Raw genomic sequence first — 12580 nt, 5'->3', positions numbered from 1 at the left:
ATCACCTCATATTCTTTAAATTATCTTGTCAACCACTTAATAGTCTCATTAATTGTATCCTTCGTCACCTGAGTAAACTGATTAAACATGGCACCAATGAACGCAATTTTTGCAGGGAAAGGACTACCATCTAAGTTCAAACTGCCCTTTTCAGCAACAACAATTGAAGCATGCCCATCTGTTTGATTTCTATAAGCAAGTATCACGGCACCAGGTGCGACACTGCCTGTTGTGTAACAACTATAATCGACACCAGTGTATGGCGGGCTAGAATCAGGCAAAGTAATCCCGACTTTTGCAAAGATATTTGCATAATCAGCAAAACGATAAATTGAATTGTCGTTTTTCCCTGTTGTAAGCATGCTCGGTAAAAGCCGAAGTCGAATCGACCATGTATGCGGAGCCTGGTTAATTCCTGCATGATTGGAGCAAAGAACTGGTATGCCTGCATTAAACGCTGCCACTATTACGTTAGACGCTGCTTCGGATGCTTTTACTCGAGACCCGATTAACAAGTCATATTGCAATGCGGATTCCAAAGTAAATGTCCCACTTGCAACTATTGTCACAGTGTGTCCGTATGTCTCAAGAACACCTTTCAGCGCAACCGGTGATGCATTCCCAACTACATCAGTAACAATAGCAATATTTCTTGGGCCATCAACCATTGTATTTACTGTAGATTCAGCACTTATTTTTTCAACTCCATTTTTCACAGAGCCAATTCGCACATAATACTTTTTACCAGTCTCAATTGTAGTATCAAGATACGTTCTCACATCTGCAGACAGAATAGCTTTAGCTGTAGGTAAGTCATTTACATCTATCGGTGTTTCAGAGCAGTAGTAACGCTGCTCATCAACAAAACCATCTAATTTCCAATTTAGTTCTAAACGATTAGTCATTTTTAAACTCAACTGCTAGATCATATGGTGCTGAGAAGAATTGCGATAACTCAACAATGTATTCAAATGGTTGTAAGCAATCGTAATCATCCCTGACCGTTTTCAGCGTGATTTTTAAAAAGCGAGTATCAGCTTGCATTGTTGAAATTGCCATCGTGTAACTCGTTGCACCTGTTACATTCGCATTTGAAGTCGCAAGCTCAATTTGATTTTCATCAAGTTGCGATAAAATTAAATGCGTCTGTGTATTTGCTTCGATCAAGACATCATTATCAAAGAAACTTAATGGTGTGCCCCCTGTTTCTTGCAAACGATTACGATCAGACCAAGTCAAAATTAAGTCTGTCTCAATTTCTTCTGGATAATACTCGCCATTAATTTTTACATTCGCAGGTGGATACGGACGAATTGCACGCGCAACACAAGTCAATTCATGCGCAGTTGCATTATTAAGCTCAAGAACATCAGATCCGGTTAGAGTAAGCGCTTTGAGAGATAGAAACTCCCCACTTAAATACTCTAAATCATCAATACCTGAATAATTATCCCAACCAAAGACAAAAGATCCAGGAACATGCTTTTGTGGCACCGTATCAAAACAACCTCGTTTAACAGTCAGCATATTTGTTACTGTGTCAAAACTAACAAAAGCCATGATTTCATCATCTACTTGAATTCGATGATTGACTTCAAGCAATTCAAACTCAGATGCATTTTCTAGCTCAAAGTTAGAATCGGTGTAACCAATTGCTGTTTTTAAAGTAGCGCCTGGGCAAAAATCCAGCGTTGTTCTTTCGTCGTAACCTGCACCTGAATCCACATATAAACTTGCATTGACATGCTGATTATTTGGACGTATTGCTGCCATTCCGACATAGCCAATATCTGGATAATTTAAAAGTTTTGAATCAACTTCATCTTGGCCGTACTGCTCAACAAGCTCGATGTATGGCACTTCAAATGCAATCGCTGTCGAATCTTTCGCAGTGCTATCACCACTTGTGATTGGTGGTACATATTCAACTACGCTTTGCATCGGACTGCTAAAAGAGTCCTCAATTGCTTCGACATAAACAGTATTATTAATACCGTCACCACGCTTAATCGTTCGAATGCGCATTACAGCTTCAGATAATCCATAACTTTCATCAGATAGCTTAAATGGCATCCCTTCGTGCCAAGACTCTGAAAAACTTTCATCAACATCAAAAGACACTGATGCCAATGTACTTGAAAGTGTTTTTAAATCTCGTAATGCAACACGACTCGCTAAATCACTATTGGTAAATCCCTTGTAATCAATGGATTGTGAAATAACACCGCCCTGTTGTGCGATCCGCGCAATATCCTGAACTGTTACAGTTGAATCTTTAGCACGCTCACGATCCCAGTAAGTTACAGTGACTGAATTTACGCATTCAGCTAAAGTACGACGCTCAAAATCGAGATTACGAATATTACTTTCATCAAGGGAAATTAAATCTGCAACGTCATAATCATCTCGAATCAAATAAAGCTTCCACTTATTCGTGACTCGGTCTAGATATAGCTGTGCGTTAATGTGCTCTTTAATGTTATCAACAAACTCATTGATTGAAGTCGAGTCAGTCCATTTAATCGACATACCCATATTTTCATCAAAAAGTGTATCTGCTGCTTTTTTAAAAGAGACATCATCAATGTTTGATTCAGAAACACCAATACCCCAAACCTGATTTGTTAAACACTCACGGATAATGTGAGCCGGATTTATATCACGATCAAGACCACTGGCAGCATCAAAACGCATATATTGGTAGTATCCAAGTTTTGCTCCTTTAGCCATCTGAGCATCTACAGGATCACAAATACACGTTACTCTTGCCCCATTTCTAACTTTCACTTTTATAATTGCAAAACGTTCACTGTCATCGTAATTTTGCTGAGACACCCCGTGATTAAAATAATACGTTTCAGGAGGATCACTGATTTGAATCATATAGCGGTTATAAGAAGCACTAGCACCGTATACACCTCCTTTTCTTATCCAACTGTATTGTCCAACTTGCTCACCACCGACAACGTTACGGAATTCTGTTGATGCTGTAATCGCAATGCTGATTTCAAAAATCTCATTTGCAGGAATGTTGGCTGAGCTTATGATAAAACTAGACGTTCCAAAATTGCCGACCGGTCGATCAGAATTACCATTCGCCCCTGCGGCACCAACCATTTCCCAATTTAGCTTTGAAAAATTGTAGGCTGGATTATCAACACTCGGCGGGGGTAGAATTTCAGCTTTAGCGTCATACCACTGTTGTTCACCATCATGACGTGTATGAATTCGCTTAACACGCCATTTCGAATCGGGCATATTCGGTGCTGTGCCAATGTAAACATTATCAAAAACAACAGAACATACACCCCGATATGCTGAGATCAATCCACTAAACGCATTAGAAATTTTTGCGCAAATTCTCTGCAAAGTGCTACTTTTTTGCTGAGTCGCATGCCCAAACAAAAGTTCAATATTGCCCTGAATACCACCTTGCTGTTCATCACCACCGAATAAGCTTGGCTTATTGACATAGATCGTTTTATTTACATTTTCCTCTGCTAAATATGCATCTTTGTCCTGAAATGAAATCTTAGTGATTGCATCAATCGGGCCATGACATAAAACAAAATGGCCACTGGCAAAGTATTTGTAGCCAATCGTTTGCTTTTTCTTTTTAGCCATCTTCTTTAGCCCTCATAATCACTTGCTGCGCCATTGCATCATGGCCAAACAGTTTCTCAAAACGCTCTATAGCCATTCCGTTATCAAAAAAATCCTGTATCTCGGCATTGGTTAAGCCGTGATTCAAAAAAAAGCGTCTTGCTTTGATCGTACACATGCTGCAAGCACGTATATGATGGACAAAAATAAAGCCCGCTTTGTGCGGGCTATTTTGTGATTCCATGACTCACCTATTTTTTGATGGCTTGTGGCGTACCGGCTAAAAATGCTGTGACGTTTGGTGCAACATCACAGGTCCCAAAAATGACAGGAATTGATCCACCTTCATCTGCAGAGGTCACATCAAGTTCACCAGGTGTCAATCTGGATTTTTGACCTTTACGCATCTGAATATATGAAAAGACAGCAACCGCAACCGCAACGACTGCGGCAATAATGGCAAACATTACACAATCCTCGTTGTTGTCGGATTATCCTCTGGCATATATGCAAAGCCGAGAAAATTGTCCGTGTTATTGAATCGATGACATGCTGTTAAAGACTTCATACAGCCAGGATAAACTGTCACAAAAAACACTGATTCAGATGCCACATCAAATGCATTTTGCGCATCTTGTGTCTGTTGATGAGCGTTATCGAGTTCGCTTTGTTTCTGATCGACAATTGCTTGAGCATCCAATAAGTCCTGCTCATAAGTCGGACTCGCTGGGTCTAAAGCATCACGATCTGCAATAGCTTCAATCAAGGCTGATGTTGCAATCGTTTCTGCATTTATAGCTTGCAGCCAAGTCTGCTTTGTCGTGTTATATGCCAACAACGCTTCATCAGTCGTCACTTGGTCAGCCAATGTATCTAAGCGACGAATCAAAGTGACTGATTGCCCAGAACTCGACTCAATTGCTACATTTACACCTGTACTGCTCTGCAACATACCAAGTCTGAAATAATTGTCATCAACAGCTAAATCCCGAAGTTGCACATTCAATTTGTCCACTGATTTAACTGTTGTTTGAATACCCCATTGTGATTTATCTAGCTTACAGCCACTGCCATACAGATCATGACAACAAGTTCGCTGATACTTATAACGCGCACCGGCACGCCCCAAGCTTGTATAGTCCGTTTCACATTTCAGTGTAATTTCTACACCATCAGGCTTAACTGCAGTAACACGCCCTTGCCACAAGGTTGATATATTGCCAAATTGCAACTTGCTCACTTTAACCAGGATATTTTCTTCAAGTGCTGAACGCAGGCAGTCTTGGGCAAATTTACTATTCAGTGCAAAGGTAATATCAATCGAGTTTTTTTCTAAATCTGAACTTGAATCAATTGCCGATCTCGTTAATGTGATCGCTTCATAGATTATTTCGCCATCCTGAACAGACTTATCGCTCGACGTGTAATAAAACTTTGCATCACCTCGTGTAAATTCATAAAGCTCACGGCGAACAGCAGAGTTGGTGAGTGATTGAAAAAATTTAGCTATACCCATTTCAAACCCCAATTTCTAGTATTGGCACAGACACCTCAACAAGACCTGCGCCCTGATAATTTAAATCTACTGAATCTGCATCGAGTCGATGTAATCCTAGATATGAAATCAAATTAATACTCGATGCATTTTTATTGAGTGCTGGTGACAGTGTGACTTGAACAGTGCTACCCGACACTATGGCCGATGCTGTGACGGTATGTGCTGTCCAAACTCCATTGCTTTTAATTGCAATATGCTTGCGCTGATCTGCAAGCTGTTTGTATTGATCAGACTCAATCAGCAGTACCGACGAAACAAACCCAGTGCTTTTACAGCGCATATTGGATTCATATGTCGGCAACCAGAATGGTCTATACTTTCCACGGCGGCGAAATAGAAATTGCCGATATACATATAACTCTTCTGGACCACGTAAAATGGTTCGATACTGCTTGCTATAGCGCGCAAAATCCCAATCAGTACCTTGATAAATAACACCAACTTCGTTATTGATGATGCTTTGCTGTTGAGAGATTGTGGCTTCAAGACTGCTGCCATCAAGCATCAAGCAAAATTTGTGTAGATCATTTGCAAGAAACTGCTCCGGCACACTTTCAATAACTTCTAGCTCGTCAATCACAATAAATGTGATAGATGATTGTGTATGCAATCCACTGATCTGCCGCGAAATATCACCATTAATAAAACACACACGCACCGGATAGAGTTTTGCATTAGTAATATTCACAGCATTCGCAAGTACCAAGCGATCACTTTCAACTTTTTGTACTTCAACTAAAATTTGCTCAGTATCATTCTTTAACAGTACAAGACAACCATCATAAAAAGAGAAAATATCAGTTCGACATAAAACCGACGTTTGCTCTACTTCTTGCTCGTCAATCACAACTGTTTCAGAAACAACATCACCAACGAATTGAGATTCTTGAAATAATGGAACAGCCCAGTTTTTACGAATACTGCCCCATTGCACATTAAAGTTTTTTGCAATTTCTTCTTTAAGCACAATGGAAGAAAAGCCCAGCGTTTGCCGGGCTTTATCTTTGAGTGGAATACGTGTCTCAGTGCCATTTTTCGATTCGAAAACATCGGTTTTAAACCCAATACTTTCAGTGGCACCAACCAGTGCAGGCGAAGTTAATAAAACCACTTCACCAAAATTCTCAGTGGTTATTTTCATGCAATCATCGCCTTAATTGAAGATCGATTGTTTTTAATGAAGTTCATGAATGTTTTTGTACCCGAAGACGTTCCCATAAAATCACCAACAATTGAAGGATCCAGAATGTTGTTGATTTGAAGGTTTTGGGGTGTAGATTGCTGTGAATTACTGTTTTCACGTGCCTGGCTCAAATAATTGTTAATGTCTTTGTTTTGGCTCGGGTTTAAAACCTTTGGTGCATCCAAAACCAAACCACCATCCGAGAAACCATTTTTAATTGACTGGCGAAGAGCGTTAAAACCCGAAGGACCGCCCAATGCCGCAATCTCTTCTTGCGTTAATACCCCTTCACCTTTATGCACAATACCAGCAGGATCATACTTCCCACCGTATCCAGTAAATCCACCGTCAGCATAACCGGTAGGACTTAAGGCTGATACTGCTGCCTGAAGCAGTCCTGTTTCCATTGTAGCCATAGCAACGGCTGGCAAATTATACGGGAACGGCGAGGATGCCCAAGCGGCTGAAATAGCTGCATAACTATTCATGGCAGTTGAGAATAAAGCTGCACCTTTTTGAATACCTCCAAGTACGGCGTACGCTGTACTTGAAGAATCAACTAAGCCCATCATCATTCCGGCAAAGTCAGCTCCATACTGTGATCCATAAGACATTTGCATCCCTAGTCGCTGCTGTTGATACTCTTCCTCCGTTATCAACATTTGGGCACGTGCTTCAGCCAATAACTCCATATCTTGCTGGTATGGCGACTTATCTAAACCCATCATATCTTGATAATCCGCCCAAACATTTTCACGTTCAGCATTTTGCTCCATGCCTTGCTGCATGTTTGCCTGCTTGATCATCGCGTCTTTAGTTTCAGGGGAATAGCTTGCTGTATTAAGAATTTCTTCCCGCACTAAGGCGTAATACTGTTCAGCATATTCAGATGCAGACATCCAGAGCTGCTTGGTTTGAAGTAGCTCCTTTTGTTGTGAAATACGAAGCATGGTTAGGTTTTGGCTATATACCTTATCAAGTGCCTGCTTTCTTAACTCGATCTCATTCTTGTTAAGGCCACGCTGAGCATCCAGACGCAACTTGTTAATGCGAAGTTCATCAGCAAGCTTCCGCTCCTCCGTAGAATTATGCTCGTTTAATTCAAAATCCAGCTCTGCGATATATAGTTTTTTACGAGCATCCGCCTGCATCTGCGCTAGCGTTGCATAGCGTGCTTTTGCATCTGGCTTTAATGCTGCTGACTGAATATCTGCAAGGTCTTTTTTCAAGTCTTCCGAGATGCGTAGCTGCTCATCACCAAAGTCATAGATCAGCCTATTGCCCAGCTCGATAGCCTTGTTTAGCTCATTCTGAGCTTTTGTGTTTTCCTTAGTGGCTTTGGCTGCTTCGTTTTGCTTTTTAATCCATTCGTCAGAGCCTTTCGTTACGCCAACTTGACTATTTTGGATTTTCGCCATAGCTGACACAGACTGATTAACAGCATCGTTGTAAATACGATTAATAGAGTTTGCTACATCATCAGCAACCTGAGCATTATCCTGAGCTGCCATCTGAACAGCACTATCTGGATTTGTGCGAGCATTAGCCACACCTAAAACCAATGCTTTAACAGCCTTTACCCCCGGAAGATTAGCAAGAACCCCTTGACCATCTGCTGCCTTATCCACCATCTGTTTTGACTGAACAGCTTGGGCTGCAAGACCCGCAATAGAGTTGGAAAGCATTTTTACAACCGCATAAACACCCATTCCTGTTGCTGCAACACCCTTAAACACCTCGCCGAGTGTTTCGCCAGCATCTGACATTAAATTGGTTTGCAATGTAGCATCAGAAAGACCATCGCCAACCGACACAAGTGCAGGCATCAGACCTTGAATAAATTGATTTTTAACGCCTTGCAACTGAAGATTAAGCAAATCCATTTGAACACGAAGCTCATTTGCTTTTTCTATGGCGTGCTCATCCATGATTACACCAGCACGCTCAGCCGCATCAGCCCAATATTCAAAACCTTTACCACCATCTCTTAAGAGCGGGATAAGATTGGTTGTATCGGATGCCATGCTTTCCAAATAGAAAGACATTTGTTGCTGAGTAACACCCGCCTCTTCTAATTTGTCCACATAAAGCTGAAGCGCTTTAGGGCCAGATAGGTTTTGCATTTCAAGTGCAAGTTTTCGCGCACCTTCTGCCGACCCTTCAGTTTTAATCGCGATCTGCTCAAAGAAATCAACCGCACCACCAGAACCAATAGTGATGAACTCACCCAACTTTTCATTAAAGTCTTTTAACTGGTCGGATAGTTTTTCCGAACTGATACCCATGGTCTCAGCGCCCACAGCCATCTTTTGAAATTCTTGGGTTGTGGTATTAGAGATAGAGGCAAAGATTTGAAGCTCTCGGGCCGCGTTAGTATACTCATTCGCCATGGCAAGCACGCCTGCGCCCACAGCCACTGCACTAGAAATCGCCATAGTGCCATAACTATTTACGTGCTTCCGCATTTTTTCAAAACTGGTCTGAGTTTGTCTTTCCGCGTCCCTGATCGGGCCTGTAAAACTCCCAATGCGTGCGATTAAATCTAATGTGAGTGTCCCGAGTCTTGTAGACATATAAACCTCTAGGCAATAAAAAAGCGCCCTTTCGGACGCTTTGATGGTTATTTTTTAAATCATTAATTCCATTCCAAGCCACTCACATCAAATGTAAATTGCTTTTTACCTTCCTGATAAAAAGGAACCTCAATTACTAATTTTTTACTATTTTTAAGCTGATTAATAACATTACTTTCAGTTTTATCATATGACACGAATAACATGTCTGAGGAATGGTTATCAGGCCCAGACATGGTTATGGATTGCACCGCACCATTATCGAATTTGAAGGCAGCCTCGCAACTCCGAATACCGCAAAGGATTTGACCCTTTGTGATAGTTACCATGACATCCACTTCCGATCCGCGCTCTCTCAGGGTTAGTATTAATTTTGATCCTCCATTATAAGGAAAATCAAAATTAACCGTGTTGGTGCTGACCGTAGTTGCAAACCTAGACTCAACACCTCGCATCTCATCTTTAGAGGTTTCGTATTGCCAGTTTTTTGGTTTTACATTTTCCGTTTCTGTTGCTTGAGTTGTCGATGCTACCCGCGATGATGCACTAGTGGTCTTATCGGAATACATCCAGATTATGGCAGCCAGCCCTAAAATACCCACACATATCCAAGTTAAAACACTGGTGTCCTTTGGCTGTTTTGCCCCACACATTGGGCAGCTTTCAGCCTTATCGCTGACTGGTGCACTACATTCCTTACAAGGCTTAATCGCCATACCCCACCCCAAATATTTGTTATTCAGGACAAGATACTAATTATTAGGTGAAAAAGAAACCAAGCTAACCTGATTTCTTCTTAATGGCTTGTAAGCGCTGTTCTTCAAAGGTCAGTTCTGGAATATCCTCATGTGGCATAAAGATACGAGCATCAACACGCTTGTCTTCTTCAACTTTACCATTGAAATAAAGCGCATATAGATTACCCACACCCTGCTCTATGCGACGACCCACATTAAATGAGCCATACTTGTTTCGATAAGCCTGCCAGATTCTCAGCTCTTTTGGGGTGATTTTCTTTTTGGCTTGCTCGATGGTTCTTCCACCGATTCCGTTGAGGATGAGTTCGCACCAGAGTTCGTGTTCTTCAACTTCAACTTGTTCTTTCCCAAAAAATCATTCACTTCATCAGCTGAATCATGGAGCGCATTTAGAATGGCTGGGTGAGTTTGACCAACTGCATCCAGATCAGGGTATAGCGGATCTTTCGTGTCAGCATTATAAACTGTCAACAAAACGCGCTTTTTAACCACATCAGCAACAGTAATTTTCTCCACTTCCTGATCTTTGAACATACTGGTCACTTCATCGTAACTCAATGATTTGATCAGTACATCAGCCTCCATTGGCTCATCATTAATAATGAACTTTGGGGACTTTGACACCAAGCCAGATAAGGCAGCGCCCGAAAATGCCAGTAGTGCGGCAGAGTTTAATTTCTTCATGGTGCACTCACCTTAAATTCATCAGTTACTTCAGTCTGGCGCTTCATTGGCACAGTATGGTTCACAAGTGCATCAGCATCAAATACAGCCGAACCTTTACGCAGAATTGCGCGGAAAGACGACCATGTGCGACTTGTCGGCAGAGTTACGGAACTACTCGCAACTGTCGGCGGCGCATCCCCATCTGACCAACCTACATACACGCCAACTTCGGCACGATCTGCTGCAAGCTCAAGCAAAGTCATGTGAGTTGCGTTTTTAGGATCAGTATCAATCTGGATCGAACCCTCACCCGGAGTGGTTAAACCCCAATCCGAAGTTGCTGTGGTTTCTTCTTCCAGACAGGTTGTACTGATTTCCGTGGTACTGTCATCGCCTAAAACCAAAGCCTTGATACAGTTCATTTTTGTTAGTGTTGGGGTTTCGCCATGCAAAATCCATACATGCGTACCCTGAGATAAAACACCTTTCTTCGCCATGAGTAGCTACTCCTCAATTTTAGGCATAAAAAAAGCACCCGGTTGGGTGCTATGTGGAAAATTCTTTTTATCGATCTACAAACCAGTTTGAATCGAAACCGGTTCGGTACATCTTGCTGTCTGGATCACGCTCATTGCCACGCAGACCGGTTACAGTGCACGAGTTATCAAGCTCAAATGCTTTACGAACTGCTTCACGGATATTTCGCAGGTCATCAGCATTCGTCGTATAAATATCAACTTGGATCGTCACATGATCGATGTTTGCCGGGCAATCTAAATGATTTTGCGGAATACCAGATATATCCTGCCATACCAGATACGGCGGCTTTGGTTTATCTGGTGCAAGACCAAATTCAAATGCACGTAAAATCCCGCCAGATTCCAGATAAGACTTAACTTCATCACTCGCATTAAGTAATGGGAAAATAGGTGCTGTCATGAAATTTTGCCCTTTGCAATCGCTGCCTCAATTGACTTCATAAATGTTTTTGCAAATTCACCGGTGACTTTCTGAATGTTTTCAGATAAAGCTGGACGCATAAACGGCGTTGCAGGAATTTTACTTGTGCCAAATTCAATATAACGCCAGTAGACCGTTTCACCACCTGGTAAAGCAGCCAGCTTAGCCCGATCCGATTTGGCATTTACTGCAGCGCCTCCTCGAATACCAACACGCATGCGAATGGTTGAAAGAGATTTCGTTTTTCCAGCTCGAATGGTAATGTTTTTCTGGATATCTTCCCGGGTTGCAGGGTCATCGATATAAGCGGCACCTATCTTTGCCGAGAGCTCAACAATTTTCATTGCTTTACGGGCAGCTGCCATACCCTTTGATCTAACCTTTTTGATGTCTTTCAGCTCAGCTATTTTCTTATTGAACTCATCCAAGCCTTCAATATTTAAATCGACTGCTGCCATTCTGATTCACCTTCTGCAAGGTTGAGCGTCAACCACTCAAGACCGCCTTCATTATCTGGCACCGGATCACCGTCAATCTTCCAGTACTTATCCCGGAAATATAGACGCATGGTTGAATCAATCTGACTTGCCTTTGAGCTGTAACGAATGCGACAACGTGCGGTCATGCTTGAATCAATCGCTTGGGCTTGCAGCTGGTCGCGTGTAGATAAGGCCTCATGTTTCCCCCAAACCGTACAAAACTCTGTCCAGGCTTGAGTAATACGGCCTGTGGTTTTATCTTGGGTTTCGGTAAAGGCTTCAATACGGATGCGATGTCTTAAAGGGCCTGCTCTCATCTATACCCCCAGATCTAAACGGTATGGATCGAGCAACCACAAAGCGCCTTTTGGCAACTCATTTATCGTGGTACTGGTTTCATCTTCTCGATTTTCATAAAGACTACCTAAGATCAATAAAACGGCAGCTTCAATAGATGGATTGATAACAATGCCCTGCATGGCCATTTTGGTATTGCGCTGAGCTTCTTTTTTAAGGTTTTCAGCCGCAGATAACAGCATATTTCTTGAGACTGGATCTGTAACCAGATTAGCTGCATCGCAACTCTCTTTGTATTTTACAAGCTCATAATTGAGCTGGTCCAAAGTGAGATAAATCGCCTCTGTCCATACAGCTGAAGTGGCATAAAAAAAGCGGTTCAAATATTGAGCCGCTTTATCTTCTGCTGAATTCAACTTAGCTAGGACATCACCGCCAGTATCGTCATCTACTCGCAAATGAACCATAGCTTTTTCAATGTTAATAACTGGCATGATATGACC

At 41.9% G+C, this 12580-nt stretch carries 15 protein-coding genes; all 15 read right to left on the bottom strand.

Annotated elements, in window-relative coordinates; translation table 11 throughout:
* Positions 1–20: 20 nt before the first annotated feature.
* On the bottom strand, positions 21–905 hold the full coding sequence (locus FTT73_RS09435; protein ID WP_180191344.1) for a hypothetical protein: 885 nt from the start codon (positions 903–905) through the stop codon (positions 21–23).
* A complete protein-coding gene (locus FTT73_RS09430; RefSeq protein ID WP_180191343.1) occupies positions 898–3624 on the bottom strand; it encodes a phage tail protein in 2727 nt (908 codons plus the stop codon). Before FTT73_RS09430 ends, FTT73_RS09435 begins: the two co-directional genes overlap by 8 nt.
* On the bottom strand, positions 3617–3847 hold the full coding sequence (locus FTT73_RS09425; protein ID WP_180191342.1) for a hypothetical protein: 231 nt from the start codon (positions 3845–3847) through the stop codon (positions 3617–3619). Before FTT73_RS09425 ends, FTT73_RS09430 begins: the two co-directional genes overlap by 8 nt.
* A gap of 7 nt (positions 3848–3854) precedes the next feature.
* Positions 3855–4070, bottom strand: coding sequence for a hypothetical protein (locus FTT73_RS09420; protein ID WP_120375889.1), 216 nt, complete (start codon positions 4068–4070; stop codon positions 3855–3857).
* Positions 4070–5119, bottom strand: coding sequence for a DUF2163 domain-containing protein (locus FTT73_RS09415; RefSeq protein WP_180191341.1), 1050 nt, complete (start codon positions 5117–5119; stop codon positions 4070–4072). Before FTT73_RS09415 ends, FTT73_RS09420 begins: the two co-directional genes overlap by 1 nt.
* A 1-nt stretch (position 5120) precedes the next feature.
* The gene (locus tag FTT73_RS09410) at positions 5121–6302 is read right to left on the bottom strand and encodes a hypothetical protein (RefSeq protein WP_218955696.1); all 1182 of its coding nucleotides are present in this window, start codon (positions 6300–6302) and stop codon (positions 5121–5123) included.
* Positions 6299–8917, bottom strand: a complete 2619-nt coding sequence (locus FTT73_RS09405) for a phage tail tape measure protein (protein WP_180191340.1) — start codon at positions 8915–8917, stop codon at positions 6299–6301. The genes FTT73_RS09410 and FTT73_RS09405 overlap by 4 nt, the downstream gene beginning before the upstream one ends.
* 62 nt (positions 8918–8979) lie before the next feature.
* The gene (locus FTT73_RS09400) at positions 8980–9633 is read right to left on the bottom strand and encodes a hypothetical protein (protein WP_257232868.1); all 654 of its coding nucleotides are present in this window, start codon (positions 9631–9633) and stop codon (positions 8980–8982) included.
* 64 nt (positions 9634–9697) lie between these two features.
* Positions 9698–9868 carry a hypothetical protein gene (locus FTT73_RS09395; RefSeq protein WP_373686441.1) on the bottom strand — a complete coding sequence of 57 codons (171 nt, stop codon included), beginning with the start codon at positions 9866–9868 and terminating at the stop codon, positions 9698–9700.
* Positions 9869–9909: 41 nt separating this feature from the next.
* On the bottom strand, positions 9910–10359 hold the full coding sequence (locus FTT73_RS09390) for a hypothetical protein (protein WP_180191339.1): 450 nt from the start codon (positions 10357–10359) through the stop codon (positions 9910–9912).
* The gene (locus FTT73_RS09385) at positions 10356–10838 is read right to left on the bottom strand and encodes a phage tail tube protein (RefSeq protein WP_180191338.1); all 483 of its coding nucleotides are present in this window, start codon (positions 10836–10838) and stop codon (positions 10356–10358) included. The genes FTT73_RS09390 and FTT73_RS09385 overlap by 4 nt, the downstream gene beginning before the upstream one ends.
* Before the next feature lie 67 nt (positions 10839–10905).
* Positions 10906–11280: a DUF3168 domain-containing protein gene (locus FTT73_RS09380; protein WP_121979687.1), complete on the bottom strand. Its 375-nt coding sequence runs from the start codon at positions 11278–11280 to the stop codon at positions 10906–10908.
* Complete coding sequence (locus FTT73_RS09375; protein WP_121979688.1) at positions 11277–11759, bottom strand: HK97-gp10 family putative phage morphogenesis protein; 483 nt, start codon at positions 11757–11759, stop codon at positions 11277–11279. The genes FTT73_RS09380 and FTT73_RS09375 overlap by 4 nt, the downstream gene beginning before the upstream one ends.
* Positions 11741–12097: a phage head closure protein gene (locus tag FTT73_RS09370; RefSeq protein WP_180191337.1), complete on the bottom strand. Its 357-nt coding sequence runs from the start codon at positions 12095–12097 to the stop codon at positions 11741–11743. Before FTT73_RS09370 ends, FTT73_RS09375 begins: the two co-directional genes overlap by 19 nt.
* Positions 12098–12571 (bottom strand): head-tail connector protein, encoded by a 474-nt coding sequence (locus tag FTT73_RS16350; protein WP_257232867.1) that lies wholly within the window; start codon positions 12569–12571, stop codon positions 12098–12100.
* Positions 12572–12580 lie beyond the last annotated feature (9 nt).

The organism is Acinetobacter sp. YH01006 (assembly GCF_013420445.1).
GTDB classification, from domain to species: domain Bacteria; phylum Pseudomonadota; class Gammaproteobacteria; order Pseudomonadales; family Moraxellaceae; genus Acinetobacter; species Acinetobacter pseudolwoffii.
This window is presented reverse-complemented; position numbering and strand designations above follow the sequence as displayed.